Source organism: Frankia sp. AgB1.9, assembly GCF_016786355.1.
In the GTDB taxonomy this organism is placed as follows: Bacteria; Actinomycetota; Actinomycetes; order Frankiales; family Frankiaceae; genus Pseudofrankia.
The window spans coordinates 25976-39340 of record NZ_JADWYX010000084.1; the positions used below are offsets into that span (position 1 = coordinate 25976).

The window sequence follows — 13365 nt, forward strand, 5'->3', positions numbered from 1 at the left end:
CGCCCCAGGAAGCTGGACGCGATCTCTTGGGAATGGGCCGGCGACGATGACGACGCCGGGACGGCGGCCGTCGGTCGGTGTCCATCCGACGGCCACCGACCTGTCGATGCCCGTGCTGGACCTGGCCCGCGCCACCGAGGCGCGCGGCCTGGAGTCGATCTACTTCCCCGAGCACACCCATGTGCCGCTGGACAGCCTCGACATCACCGCCGACTGGCGGATGTCGGAGCGTTACCAGCGTTCGCTCGACCCGTTCGTCTGCTCGTCCTTCGTGGCGGCGACGACCTCGCTGGAGGTGGGTTCGGCGATCTCCCTGGTCGCCCAGCACGACGCGATCGCGCTGGCCAAGGAGATAGCCACGATCGACCACCTCTGCGGCGGTCGGGTCGTGGTGGGTGTCGGGTTCGGCTACAACCGGCAGGAGGCGGCCAACCACGGGGTGTCCTTCGGCGACCGGGCCACGGTGGTGGAGGAGACCGTCCGCCTCATGCGGTCGCTGTGGACGCAGGACGAGGCGTCGTTCGACGGCCGTTTCCGGCACCTCACCCCGTCGTGGTCGTGGCCGAAGCCCGCCCGGCCCGGCGGACCGCCGGTTCTGCTCGGCGGCCGTGCCACGGAACGCACCTTCGAACGCGTCGTGAGCTGGGCCGACGGCTGGATTCCGATGGGCCAGACGCCAGCCCGGGATCCGAAGCTCGGCCCCGACCTCGATGGTCTGCGTAGCGCCTGGGACAAGGCGGGCCGTGAGGCCGAGCCGCAGGTGCTGTGTTTCTTCCCCCCGGGCTCGGCCGACGAGATGACCCGGGAGCTGGAGCTCGGCGCACGGCTGGGCATCCAGCGCATGCAGGTGCTGCTGGAGGACAGCACCTCCGACGAGGTGCTGCCCGTTCTGGATGACCTGGCGACGGCGGTCGGACGCCTCGGCTCGTGAGGCTCGAACATGTGGCGGCGACCGGCCGCCGGAACGGATGGAGGCGGCCAGGTGCCGGTAGTTCCGATTGACGAGCAGGACCTTCAGCGGCGCGCGTCAGCCGCGGTCGCGGCCGCGGTGCCGGGCGGCGTGCTCGGCCCGCTCACCCGGCTGCAGGGCGGGACGTCGAGCATCACGTACTGGGCGCAGCTCTCGGTCGGGTCGGCGCCGGCCTCGAAGGTCGTGGCCAAGGTGGCGCCGGCGGGCCTCGCCCCGACGAAGAACCGCGACGTGCTGCGCCAGGCTCGGCTGCAGCGGGCCCTGCGAGACACGGGTGTGCCGTGCCCGGCGGTGGTCGCCGAGCACGAGGGCACCCCGCCGGAGATCCCGCCGTTCTATGTCATGAGCTTCGAGGACGGCGACTGCGTCGAGCCGAACTCGCTGCCCGAGGACGAGTCCCTGCCGCCCGGCGAGGTCCGCGCCCGCGAGCTGGACGCCGCCCGGGTGCTCGGCCTGCTGCACGCGCTCGACCCGGTCGCCGTGGGCCTGGGCGACGAGCCCACGGTCACGCCCGAGCAGGAGCTGACCCGGTGGACGAGCTCCCTGGCCGCGTGCGACGAGGACTTCCGGGCCGGCTACGAGGAGGCGCGTGACCTGCTGGAGGCGGCGATCCCGGCCAGGAGCGAGTCGAGCCTGATCCACGGCGACTTCCGGCTCGGGAACACGCTGTCGAAGGGCACCGGGGTCGTCTCCGTCATCGACTGGGAGATCTGGGCTCGCTCGGACCCCAGGGTCGACCTGGCCTGGTTCCTGATGATGTGCAACCCGGACCCGGAGCTCGGGCGCCGGACCAGCGCGGGCATGCCGAGCGACAAGGAGCTGCTCGACGTCTACCAGGAGTCACGCGGCGCCACGGTCGAGGACCTGCACTGGTTCGACGCCCTCGTGCGCTACAAGCAGGCGGCGATCTCGGCGCTGATCAACCGTAACGCCCGCCGCCGGGGCGCCCCGCCGCCGTTCACCGGAACCCCGGCCCTGCTGCGGTCGGCGAGCAAGCTGCTGAACGGGTGACGGGCATGGACCTTCGTGGCAAGGTCGCGATCGTCACCGGCGCGAGCCGCGGCGTCGGGGCGGCACTCGCCGTGGCGCTCGCGCGGGAGGGCTGCTCGGTGGTCTGCGCGGCGCGTTCGACGGCCGGGGCGCCGCAACGGACCCCGGGGACGCTCGACGACACGGTCGAACGGGCGACCGAGGCCGGGCGAGGCTCGGGCGCGGTGGCCATCGCGGTGCCGACGAACCTGGCGGTCCAGGACGAGGTCGTCGCCATGGTCGCGACCACCGTCGAACGGTTCGGCGGGGTGGACATCCTGGTCAACAACGCGGCGATCACCTTCGCCGGCGACCTGAACCAGCCGCTGAGCCGGCACGACCTGACCATGGAGATCAACTACCGGGCGCCGTACCTCGCGATCCGAGAGGCTCGGGTGTCGATGGCGGAGCGCGGCGGCGGTTCGATCATCAACGTCTCGTCGTTCGCGGCGCTCCAGCCGCTGCCGAACATGCTCGCCTACGGCACGTCGAAGATCGCACTTGAGCATCTGACGATGGACGCGGCGCGCGAGCTGTACCCGCAGGGCATCGCGGTCAACTGTTTCCGGATTGACGTACCGGTCGCCTCGGAGGGGTTCGTCGCGAACACCCCTGGCGCGGACCGGACCGGCTGGAAAGGCTCGGACGTACCGGTCGAGGGCATGTTGTGGATGTTGCGGCAGCCGCTCGCGTACTCGGGCCACCGGGAAAGCATGTACCACCTGGGTCTGCGGGAGGGCCTCATGGGCATGGACGGCTATCAGCTGCCCAGCGGGACGGTGCCCCGGACGGAGCTGTTCGACGGGCTGGGGGAGTCCTCGTCGCCCCCGGTCGTGCGCGAACCGGCCCAGGCGCAGGGATGACGGCTCGACGTCTCGGCTGACCTGTTGATCGGGGAGGAAGCTCGTGCGGCTGGGCCTGTACGTCGACATGAGGAACCCGCCGCGCTGGGAGCGGTCGTGGGACCGGCACTACGGCCGGTGGCTGGAGCGGCTGGAGGAGGCCGAGCGTCTAGGCGCGCCGTCGGTCTGGCTGACCGAGCACCACTTCTTCGATGACGGCTACCTGCCGCAGTGCTGGATCTACGCGGCGGCGATCGCGGCCCGCACCTCCCGGCTGCGGATCGGCTCGGCGGTGTCGCTGCTGCCGTTGCACAACCCGCTGGAGTTCGCCGAGCAGATCGCGCTGGCGGATGTCATCAGCGGCGGCCGGATCGAGCCGGGCTTCGGCGTCGGCTACCGCAAGCCCGAATACGTCGCGTTCGGTGGCGACTTCAAGCGGCGCTATCTGGAGTTCGAGGACCGGATCGGCGCGCTGCGGGCGCTGTGGGGCGAGATCCCCGGTGCCGAGCGGACCGTCACGCCGGCGCCGATCCAGCGGCCCGTGCCGATGTGGGGCGGGTTCGGCGGCCCGCGCGGGGCCGGGCTCGCCGGCCGCCTCGGCCTCGGGCTGCAGTCGCTGGACCGGGCGCTGCTGGAGCCGTATCTGGCCGGGCTTCGCGCGGGCGGGCATGACGAGTCGTCCGCGCGGATGGGCCACACCGTGCAGTTCTTCCTGTCGGACGACCCGGAGAAGGCCTGGTCGCAGATCAGCGACCACGTCTCCTATCGCTGGCTTTCGTACAACCGCTACATGTACGAGGGCACTCGGCGCGAGGCGGCCCCGCCCGCGTACTTCGACCCGGACAGCATCCGGGACGAGGTGCTGATCGGGACGCCGGACCAGGTCGCCGCCGCGATCCGGGCCCGGGTGGCCGGGCTCCCGGTGACCGACGTCTTCTTCTGGGCCGACTTCCCCGGTCTCTCCGACGAGCTCATCGACCGGCATATCGAACTCAGCCTCACCGAGCTCGCGCCGCGCCTGGCCGCCGACGACGGCTCGCCCGCCTGACGCCCGGACAAGCCAGGCGGCCAGCGCCAGCCGGTGGTGCGTGGGCTGCCCGACGCACCACCGGCTGGCGAGAAGGCCGGTATTCCGCTACCGCGGATCGCTGTGGGTGGTGACGGCCTCGACGGTCGGAAGGCGGCTGTCGGTGGCCGAGGTCGGTACCAGCCGCCGGATCGCCTCCGGCATCGGGCCGACGGTGAAGACGCCTACCCGCGGGCCGACGGTGACGGTCGCGAACGAGGCCTCGGCCGGGACGCGTGCCGGGAGGCCGAGGTCGTGGGTGCCGGCGGCCAGGGTGGCGTCGAACACCAGCTCGGACGTGCTTGTCGGCTCGGGGGGTGTGAACGTGACGATCCACAGGGCCTCGACGACGACGGGCGTCGCCTCGCGGAGCGTCACCCGGACGGTTCGCGTGGCGGCGTCGTAGCTGATCTCGTCGGCGTCCGGGGTGTGTGCCCAGGTGATCGCCTCGACCTGGGCGGCGATGACCCCGGCCACGCCGGCGAGGCCCTGGACGAAGGTCACCCCGGGGTTACGGCGGGAGATCTCGTCGCGCAGCTGTTCCTTGCGGTCGGGGGGAACCATGCCTCCGAAGACCAGCACGTCGAGGTCAGTGACGTCGTAGTCGTCGAGGACGCGGCCGTACTGGTTGGTCGCGTCCGCGCGATAGCCCCTGGCGTTCAGCATGGTGACGGCGGCCGTCAGCACGCCCGGGCTGCGCCCGACGATGAGGACCCGGGTGGGCGTCGTGGTCATCGTGCGGCCTCCGTGGTGGGTAGGGGGCTGGCCGCGAGTGGCGGCTGGCCGGCGTCGGTCTCGCCCGTGCCGTGGGCCGCGTCCTGCTCGCGGGTGTTCCTGGTGGCCAGCGCGAGGAGTGCCGCGGCCGCGGCGAAGGCCGCTCCGGTCGCCAGGGCGTGCCGCAGGCCGGAGGTGGTGGCCTCCGGGATCGGCGCGCCGGCCGAGCGCAGGTGGTCGGTGCGGGCCGCCCCGACGGCCGAGAAGATGGCGAGCCCGAGGGCGCCGCCGACCTGCTGGGAGGCGTTGAGCAGGGCGGCGGCGAGTCCCGCCCGGTTCGGGCCGACACCCGCGTTCGCGGCGGCGGTCACGCCGACGAACACCGCGCCGATGCCGAGGGCCGTGACGAGCAGGCCCGGCAGCACGTGCGCCAGGTAGCCGCCGTCGACCGGGATCCGGCTGAGCAGGAACAGCCCGCCGGCCGCGAGGAGGGAACCGGCGCAGATGACCGCCCGGCTGCCGACCCTGGCCAGCAGCTTGGAGCCGATGCCGGCCGAGACTCCGACGGCGAAGGTGAGCGGAAGGTAGGCCGCGCCGGCGACGATCGGCGAATAGCCGAGGACGTTCTGCATGTAGAGGGTCAGGAAGTAGAACATCGAGAGCATCCCCGCGAAGCCCACCAGCCCCGTCAGGTTCGCGGCGGCCAGGCCGCGGACCCGGAAGATGCCCAGCGGCAGGATCGGATCCCGCGCGGTCCGTTCGATCAGGACGAAGGCCGCCAGCAGGACGCCCGCGCCGCCCAGCTTCAGCCACGTGGCCGCGGCGCCCCAGCCGTGGTCGGGTGCCTCGACGAGGGCGTCGACCAGCAGCAGCACCGCGCCGGTGACGACGAAGCTGCCGAGCAGGTCGAACCGGCTGGTGCGGTCGGCCGGCTGGTCTCTCGGCAGCAGCCTGATGACGGCCGGGATCACGAACACGCAGGCGATCGGGTTGACGAACATGACCCACCGCCACCCGAGGCCCTCCGTGAGGACGCCACCGAGCAGGATTCCGGCCGCGGAGGCGAGGCCCGCGACGGCGCCCCACACCCCGAGCGCGGCCTCGCGGTCCCGGGTGGCCGTGAACGTGGTCGTCAGCGTCGAGAGCGCCGCCGGGAGCATGAGTGCGGCGCCGACCCCCTGGGCGAGGCGGGCGGCGATGAACACCCCCTCGTCCTCGGCGAACCCGCCGGCGAGCGAGGCGAGCCCCACCAGCGCCGTGCCGACCAGCAGGACCTTCCGGCGGCCGAGCAGGTCGGCGAGCCGGCCGCCGAGCAGCATGAACCCGCCGTAGGTCAGCAGGTACGCCGACGGCACCCACTGGAGGCTCTGGGTCGAGAAGTGCAGCGAACGCAGGATGTGGGGGAGCGCCACGTTCGTGATGGAGGCGTCGACGAAGTCGAGGAACGCCACCGCGCACAGCAGAAGCAGGATGCGTCTGCCATGCCAGCTGTCGAGCGAGGATGCGGCCGGCACCTGACCTCCTATGTTGGTCATGCCAATATTGGCAGCGCCAACATACATAATGTTGGCCGAACCAACAACTGGTAGCCTCGGGGCATGCCCGCGCACCACGAGCAGTCCGGTCGCATCCCGGACCGGGTCAGGGACCGCCCGACCTGGCTCATCAGCCGTGCCTTCGCGCGCTCCACGTCCTTGCTGTTCGCCGGCTTCGAGACTCACGGCGACGGGCTGCGCGGCTATCACTACCGGTTGCTCGCCGCCCTGGAACAATGGGGACCCGCGAGTCAGGCCGACCTCGGCCGCGACACCGGCATCGACCGCAGCGACGTCACCGGAGCGCTCACCGAGCTTGAGGCCCGCGGCCTCGTCGAGCGCAGGCCCGACCCCGACCACGGACGTCGAAAGATCGTCACGATCACCCCGCTGGGCCTCGACGCCCTGCGCCGGCTCGACGGCGTCATAGACGGGATCCAGGAGGCGGTGCTCGCTCCCCTGACAGCGCAGCAGCGCCGTCAGTTCGTTGATCTGATCTCTCGCCTCGGGGATGCGGCCATGGGTGGCGAAGACCGTCCCGAGGGCGGCAACCAGGGCTGACACGCGGATTCTGCTGCCGCCGTGCGGGCCTGGCTAAACCTCACCTGAACGGAGCATGCGTCAGGACAGGGCGGCGCGCATGGTGCTGCCGTGACCGCGTGACGGCGTCACGATGATTGGTCTCAACGGTCAGGACAAAAAATAAGTTGCATGACTCATTGCGAAGAGACTGAAACGGGTTGCCGCCCGGCTGTAAGTGAGTCGAGTATGTGGCCGGAGGCTTCTCAGCGCGCGGCGCCGCTCGCCCACCACTGCCGCATGGACGGTTCCAGGGCGCGGCTCACGAGCTCGGTCCGTTGCCGTCCGGGTGCGCCACAGTAGGCCCACATCATCGACCCGTCCGGGAACAGGCCGCTGACGTCCAGCGTCATTCCGCTGGCGGTCAGGGTGGCGACGTCGCCCACGACGTCGTCGGTCCAGTAGCCGACGTGGTGGACGCCGGAGTCGGCCGGCTCCCACAGGGTCCCGGGGATCGACTGGATGATCTCGATGCGCGGCTCTTCCACCGAGTACGTCATCCGCATCTGGACTGTCTGCTCGCCGGCCGGGGTGACGATCGGGTTGGCGACGTCGACCGGCTCGGCCCACCGGTAGCCGAACACCTTGCTGTACCAGGCGAGTGTCTCGTCGAAGTCGTCGACGATGATCCCGACGTGGTACTTGTCCTCGGGCTTCATTCGCTCTCCGTTCAGTGATCTGGGGTCGTCGGGTCTGGCCTGGCTTGTCGAGGCAAAACGCGCCCGATCGCAGGCACGCGCAGGACTCTCGTGTTAAGTTTCGCGCCTGAAACTAGTCGAGGTCGGCGACAGTGTGAAGAGGTGACGTGGTGACCGAACTTCAGGATCTGGTGAACGCCGGGGAGAGCGCGCAGTCGGCGACCGACCTCGGAAACGGGATCTTCGGCTCGATCGGGGTGGCGAACGCCTACCGAGTCGTGACGCCCGACGGGGATGTACAGATCAACACCGGTCTCGCGACCGAGGCGCCGGAGATCAAGCGGCGGTTCGCCGAGATCAGCGACAGTCCGCTGCGCGTCATCACCTTCACGCAGGGCCACCCGGATCATGTCGGTGGCTGGTCGCAGTTCACCGGTCCCGGGGTCGAGACGATCGCGCAGGCCAACCACCCGGACGTGCGGGAGTACTGGCGGACGCTGCGGCCGTTCTACAGCGCCCGCATCGCCCGGCTGTGGGGACGGTTCCGGACCGGCACGGCTGAGGACCGCAACGCGCGTGAGGCCGAGCTCACGACGTCGTTCGTCGACGAGCACGCCTTCACCCTGGGTGGGCGCAGGTTCGAGCTGTACGCCACGCCGGGTGGGGAGACCCTGGACGCGCTCGTCGTGTGGCTCCCGGATGACCGGACGGTGTTCGTCGGCAATCTGCTCGGGCCGATGTTCGGTCACCTGCCCAACCTCTACACGATCCGCGGCGACAAGATCCGAAGCGCGATGTCCTGCCTGCGCGGCATCGAACGCGTCCTCTCCCTGGAACCCGAGGTCCTGATCAACGGGCATCACAGGTTCGAGGGCGCCGAGAACATCCGCGGTGTCCTCCAGAAGGTCCACGACGCCGTTGCCCACCTGCGCGAACGCACGATCGAGGGCATGAACGCCGGGCAGAGCATGTGGACGCTCATGGACACGGTCACGCTGCCGCCCGAGCTCACCCTCCCGCAACTGCACGGCAAGGTGCCGTGGGTCGTGCGCGCGATCTACGAGGAGCACGTCGGCTGGTTCCGCTACGAGTCGACGACCGAGCTGTACTCGGTGCCGCCGTCCGCGGTCTGGGGGGACGTCGTCGAGTCGGCCGGGTCCGACGCACTTGCGGATCGAGCCCGTGCCCATGCCGATGCTGGGCGGCCGCTGGAGGCCCTGCACCTGACGGACATGGTGCTCTTGCATGAGCCGGTGCACCGGGCCGCGCTTACCGCCAGACGTGACGCGCTGGCTGCGCTGCTCGTGGCGAGCGGGCGGGAGAACTTCAGCGAGGTCAGCTGGCTCGAGGACGAGATCGCCGACGCCGAGCGACGGCTCGGCTGACAACTTGCGGGCCGTGCCCCGATGGAGAGGACGAAGATGAGCGCGGGTGTCGATGACGTCGTTGACGGTCTGGTCGGCCAGGCACGCGAGCGAACCGGACTGACCAACTTAGGTTCCGACTCCTGGCGTGACGGCCTGACCCGGCTCGTCACGTCGGTCGAGTCGTATCCGAACACCCAGGCCACCGGCCGGGCGCAGGTGTACGGGCAGTACATCGAGGCGCTCGCCGTTCGGCTGCGGGTGCTGGACCACCTGGCGGGCCATCCGGAGGTGATGTCGGAGCGGGTCCAGCGGCCGTTGGTGGTGCTCGGCCTGCCCCGGACCGGGACGACGATGGCCAGCCACCTCCTCGACCAGGACCCGGCCCGCCGCTCGCTGCTGAAGTGGCAGGCCGACGAACCTGTCCCGCCCGCGACCACGGAGAACCTGCGGACCGACCCGCGGTGCCTGGCCCGCAAGTCCACGCTCGCCGAGCGGCTGGCCGAGCTCCGCAGCCTGGGTGCCGCGATCCCGCACTGGGACGATGCCGACGACCCGACCGAGGACTGTTTCCTGCAGGCCCACGACTTCAAGTCATTCCTGTGGGAATCGTCGATGCCGACCGCCGACTACTCCGAGTGGTATCTCGGCGCCGACGTGACGAGCGCCTACGAGTACCAGCGATCCATTCTTCAGATTCTGCAGTCGACGGCCCCGGGGATCTGGGCGCTGAAGCTCCCCTCGCACGCCGTGCACATCGACACCCTGCTCGAGGTCTTTCCCGACGCGCGGATCGTCTGGGCCCACCGCGACCCGTTCCGTGCCACGGCCTCCTTCCTGAGCATCAACAAGCTTTCCCGGCCGCCGGTGGCGGGCCCGGACTTCGATCCGGCCACCGTCACACCCTGGGTCCTGCGGCAGCTGGCAGCGCACGTCGAGCGGCCGCTTCGGGCCCGCGAACGGGTCGGAACCGGCCGCTTCTTCGACCTGCATTACGACGCGGTGATGCGCGACCCGATCGGGCAGATGCGTGACCTCTACGACTGGGCGGGCGACACCTTGACCTCGGCGACCGAGGACGCCATGCGCAAGTGGCTGGTCGACCACCCGCAGAATCGCTTCGGCCCGCGGCCCTACTCACTGGACGACTTCGGGGTGACCCGGACAGATCTGGAACCGCTGTTCGACGAGTACATCTCCGCGGTCAACGTCGAGCTGGAAGACGTTCCTTCCTAGCCTGAGCGGATCGGAACAGGAGGCCCCATGGGGCTGGAGTATCACCTCACCGGCCGGCGGATACTGGTCACCGGTGCCTCCAGCGGCATCGGTTCCGAGGTTTGTCGAGCCGCGGTCGCGGCCGGCGCGTCGGTAGCCATGCTGGCCCGGCGCAAGGAGCTGCTCGACGCGCTCGCCGCCGAGCTGGGCGAGCGGGCCATCCCGGTGTGCGCCGACGTCACCGACCTCGACAGGCTCGAGGCGGGAGTCGCGGCCGCGGCGCGCAGGCTCGGCGGGCTGGACGGCGTGGTCGCGGTCGCCGGGCAGAACATCACCGGCTCGATCGCCGGCGGCACGCCCAAACTGTGGCGCCAGATCATGGACGTCAACCTGATCGGCCCGCTGGCCAGCGTGCGCTACGCCCTCGACCACCTCGACGACGCCGCCGAGCGCCGCGACGTCCTGGTCACCGGCTCGGCCGCCGCACTGATGGCCGTGCCCGGGCTGGGCATCTACGGCGCCTCGAAACGAGGGCTGGAGGCAGCGGTCCAGACGTTGCGCCTGGAACTGGCACCCCGTGGGATCAACGTCAGCCTCGTCGTACCCGGGATGTTCGCGACACCCGGCCTGGCCGGTGACAAGAACCACCGCGACGGCGACCGCCTCGACCTCGACATTCCGGTGTTCCTGCCCGGCACCGGCCCGGCGCAGGCGGCCATCCTCGCCCGGGCGATGGTCTACGCGATGAGCCTGCCCCCCGACGTCGCCCTCAACGAGATCATCGCCCGGCCCACCGGCAACGTACGGCCATGAGGAGTCACTCTTGGCGCCGGTCGATGTCGTTCGCGGCAACCCGTCATGGGGGCGGACAGGAGACCTACAGAATGCTCGGAACGTCGACCGCACGTTCACTGATCGAGCCGCCTTTATGACCGCTCAGAGGGATGGTATGGCGGCGAAGCTGCTGTCCAGCAGTGCGCATCTGTCGCATTTGCAGCGTCTGGAGGCGGAGAGTATCCAGATCTTTCGGGAGGCTGTCGCGGAGTCCGAGCGGCCGGTGATGTTGTATTCGGTTGGTAAGGACAGTGCGGTGATGTTGCATCTGGCGATGAAGGCGTTCTTTCCGTCGAAGCCTCCGCTCCCGTTGTTGCATGTGGATACGACGTGGAAGTTCCAGGCGATGTACGCGTTCCGTGATCGGCATGTCGCGAGTCTGGGTCTGGATCTGTTGGTGCATCGGAATCCGGATGCGGTGCAGCGGGGGATCAATCCGTTCGATCACGGGTCGGCGATGCATACCGACATCTGGAAGACGGAGGGTCTGAAGCAGGCGTTGGACAAGTACGGCTTCGATGTGGCGTTCGGTGGGGCGCGCCGGGATGAGGAGAAGTCGCGGGCGAAGGAGCGGGTGTTCTCGATCCGCTCCGCGGCGCATCGCTGGGATCCGAAGGACCAGCGCCCGGAGCTGTGGCGGCTCTACAACGCCCGCAAGGCGCCTGGTCAGAGCATTCGGGTGTTCCCGCTGTCGAACTGGACCGAGCTGGATATCTGGCTTTACATCCACCGGGAGAACATTCCGATCGTCCCGTTGTATTTCGCGGCGCGCCGGCCGGTCGTGGAACGCGACGGCGCTCTGATCATGGTGGATGACGACCGGATGCCCCTGGCGCCAGGCGAGGTGCCCGAGCAGCGCTCGATCCGGTTCCGGACGTTGGGCTGCTATCCGCTGACCGGGGCCGTCGAGTCCGAGGCCTCGACGTTGCTGGAGATCGTCCAGGAGATGTTGTTGACGACGTCGTCGGAGCGCCAGGGCCGGGTCATCGACCACGACTCCTCGGGGTCGATGGAGAAGAAGAAGCACGAGGGGTACTTCTGATGGCGCATGCGACTGACGAGCTCCTCGCGACCGATGTCGAGGCGTATCTGCGCCGGCATGAGGACAAGTCGATGCTGCGGTTCATCACCTGCGGGTCGGTGGATGACGGCAAGTCGACGCTGATCGGCCGGCTGCTCTACGACGCCAAGTTGGTCTTCTCCGACCAGTTGGCCGCGTTGGAGTCGGACTCGAAGAAGGTCGGGACGCAGGGCGGGGAGTTGGACTTCGCGCTGCTGGTGGACGGGTTGGCGGCCGAGCGGGAGCAGGGCATCACGATCGACGTGGCCTACCGGTTCTTCTCCACGGAGCGCCGGAAGTTCATCGTCGCCGACACCCCGGGCCATGAGCAGTACACCCGCAACATGGTCACCGGCGCCTCCACCGCCGACCTCGCGGTCATCCTGATCGACGCCCGCAAGGGCGTCCTGACCCAGACGCGGCGGCACAGCTACCTGGTCTCGCTGCTCGGGATCCGCCAGGTCGTGTTGGCGATCAACAAGCTTGACCTCGTCGACTACTCCCGGCAGGTGTTCGACCAGATCGAGGCCGACTACCGGATGTTCGCCGCGCAGATCGGCCTGCACGGCGACCAGATCGCCGCGATCCCGCTGTCCGCTTTGCGTGGCGACAACATCACCGAGTTGTCGGCGAGCACGCCCTGGTACACCGGGCCGACGTTGGTCGGTTTCCTGGAGTCGGTACAGATCGCCGACACGGCCAACGACGGGCCGTTCCGGCTGCCCGTCCAGTGGGTCAACCGGCCGAACCTGGACTTCCGCGGTTTCTCCGGCCAGGTCGCCGGCGGGATGATCCGCCCCGGGGAGAAGATCCGGGCGCTGCCGTCGGGGCAGGAGTCCGTCGTCACCCGGATCGTCACCGCCGACGGCGACCTCGACGCCGCCTACGCCGGCCAGTCGGTCACCCTCACGTTGGCCGACGAGATCGACGTCTCCCGCGGCGACATTCTGGCCGCCGCCAGCGCTCCGGCCGAGGTCGCCGACCAGTTCGAGTGCCACCTCGTCTGGATGGGCTCCGAGCCGATGCTCCCCGGCCGGCCCTACCTGCTCAAACTCGGCACCCGCACCGTCAACGCGACCCTCGCCCAACCCAAATACAAGGTCAACGTCAACACGTTGGAACAGACAGCGGCGAAGACGTTGGAACTCAACGAGATCGGGGTGGCGAACCTCACCCTCGACCGGGCGGTCCCGTTCGACCCGTACACGGTCAACCGCGACACCGGCGGCTTCATCCTGATCGACAAATACAGCCACGCCACCGTCGCCGCCGGCCTCCTGCACTTCGCGCTCCGCCGGGCCCACAACATCCACTGGCAGGCCGTCGAGGTCAACAAGACCGCCCGCGCCGCCGCCAAGAACCAACGACCCGCGGTCATCTGGTTCACCGGACTGTCCGGCGCCGGGAAATCCACCATCGCCAACCTCGTCGAGAAAAAGTTGCACGACGAGGGCTACCACACCTACCTCCTCGACGGCGACAACGTCCGCCACGGCCTCAACAAAGACCTCGGCTTCAC

General features: G+C 69.6%; 13 protein-coding genes. 10 read left to right on the forward strand and 3 right to left on the reverse strand.

Annotation, left to right across the window (positions count from 1 at the left end; translation table 11 throughout):
* The first annotated feature begins 46 nt into the window (after positions 1-46).
* Genes I6A60_RS27990 through I6A60_RS28005 form a run of 4 tightly spaced genes read left to right on the forward strand, consistent with a single transcriptional unit; the run spans position 47 to position 3889 of the window.
* Positions 47-931, forward strand: coding sequence for a TIGR03619 family F420-dependent LLM class oxidoreductase (locus tag I6A60_RS27990; protein ID WP_203024243.1), 885 nt, complete (start codon positions 47-49; stop codon positions 929-931).
* Positions 932-982: 51 nt separating this feature from the next.
* Positions 983-1981 (forward strand): phosphotransferase family protein, encoded by a 999-nt coding sequence (locus I6A60_RS27995; RefSeq protein WP_203024246.1) that lies wholly within the window; start codon positions 983-985, stop codon positions 1979-1981.
* Between the two features lie 5 nt (positions 1982-1986).
* A complete protein-coding gene (locus tag I6A60_RS28000) occupies positions 1987-2862 on the forward strand; it encodes an SDR family NAD(P)-dependent oxidoreductase (RefSeq protein ID WP_203024248.1) in 876 nt (291 codons plus the stop codon).
* Positions 2863-2905: 43 nt separating this feature from the next.
* Positions 2906-3889 (forward strand): LLM class flavin-dependent oxidoreductase, encoded by a 984-nt coding sequence (locus I6A60_RS28005; protein WP_203024250.1) that lies wholly within the window; start codon positions 2906-2908, stop codon positions 3887-3889.
* A gap of 87 nt (positions 3890-3976) precedes the next feature.
* Here I6A60_RS28005 and I6A60_RS28010 read toward each other — a convergent pair whose 3' ends face one another.
* Together I6A60_RS28010 and I6A60_RS28015 are read right to left on the reverse strand one after the other, a co-directional pair.
* On the reverse strand, positions 3977-4642 hold the full coding sequence (locus tag I6A60_RS28010; protein WP_203024252.1) for a hypothetical protein: 666 nt from the start codon (positions 4640-4642) through the stop codon (positions 3977-3979).
* Positions 4639-6156, reverse strand: a complete 1518-nt coding sequence (locus tag I6A60_RS28015) for an MFS transporter (RefSeq protein ID WP_238436388.1) — start codon at positions 6154-6156, stop codon at positions 4639-4641. Before I6A60_RS28015 ends, I6A60_RS28010 begins: the two co-directional genes overlap by 4 nt.
* Before the next feature lie 63 nt (positions 6157-6219).
* Here I6A60_RS28015 and I6A60_RS28020 point away from each other — a divergent pair, with 63 nt between their 5' ends.
* Complete coding sequence (locus tag I6A60_RS28020; RefSeq protein ID WP_203024254.1) at positions 6220-6717, forward strand: MarR family winged helix-turn-helix transcriptional regulator; 498 nt, start codon at positions 6220-6222, stop codon at positions 6715-6717.
* 224 nt (positions 6718-6941) lie between these two features.
* Here the strand turns inward: I6A60_RS28020 and I6A60_RS28025 are convergent, their stop codons facing one another.
* Positions 6942-7394: a VOC family protein gene (locus I6A60_RS28025; protein WP_203024256.1), complete on the reverse strand. Its 453-nt coding sequence runs from the start codon at positions 7392-7394 to the stop codon at positions 6942-6944.
* 149 nt (positions 7395-7543) lie between these two features.
* Here I6A60_RS28025 and I6A60_RS28030 point away from each other — a divergent pair, with 149 nt between their 5' ends.
* From I6A60_RS28030 to cysN, 5 genes are all read left to right on the forward strand, one after another.
* Positions 7544-8758 (forward strand): alkyl sulfatase dimerization domain-containing protein, encoded by a 1215-nt coding sequence (locus I6A60_RS28030; RefSeq protein WP_203024258.1) that lies wholly within the window; start codon positions 7544-7546, stop codon positions 8756-8758.
* 36 nt (positions 8759-8794) lie between these two features.
* Positions 8795-9973, forward strand: coding sequence for a sulfotransferase (locus tag I6A60_RS28035; protein ID WP_203024260.1), 1179 nt, complete (start codon positions 8795-8797; stop codon positions 9971-9973).
* A gap of 27 nt (positions 9974-10000) precedes the next feature.
* On the forward strand, positions 10001-10765 hold the full coding sequence (locus I6A60_RS28040; RefSeq protein WP_203024262.1) for an SDR family oxidoreductase: 765 nt from the start codon (positions 10001-10003) through the stop codon (positions 10763-10765).
* A 136-nt stretch (positions 10766-10901) separates the two neighbouring features.
* The gene (gene cysD, locus I6A60_RS28045; protein ID WP_238436389.1) at positions 10902-11828 is read left to right on the forward strand and encodes a sulfate adenylyltransferase subunit CysD; all 927 of its coding nucleotides are present in this window, start codon (positions 10902-10904) and stop codon (positions 11826-11828) included.
* On the forward strand, positions 11828-13365 hold a 1538-nt coding region (gene cysN, locus I6A60_RS28050), incomplete at its 3' end, for a sulfate adenylyltransferase subunit CysN (protein WP_203024264.1). The genes cysD and cysN, both read left to right, overlap by 1 nt.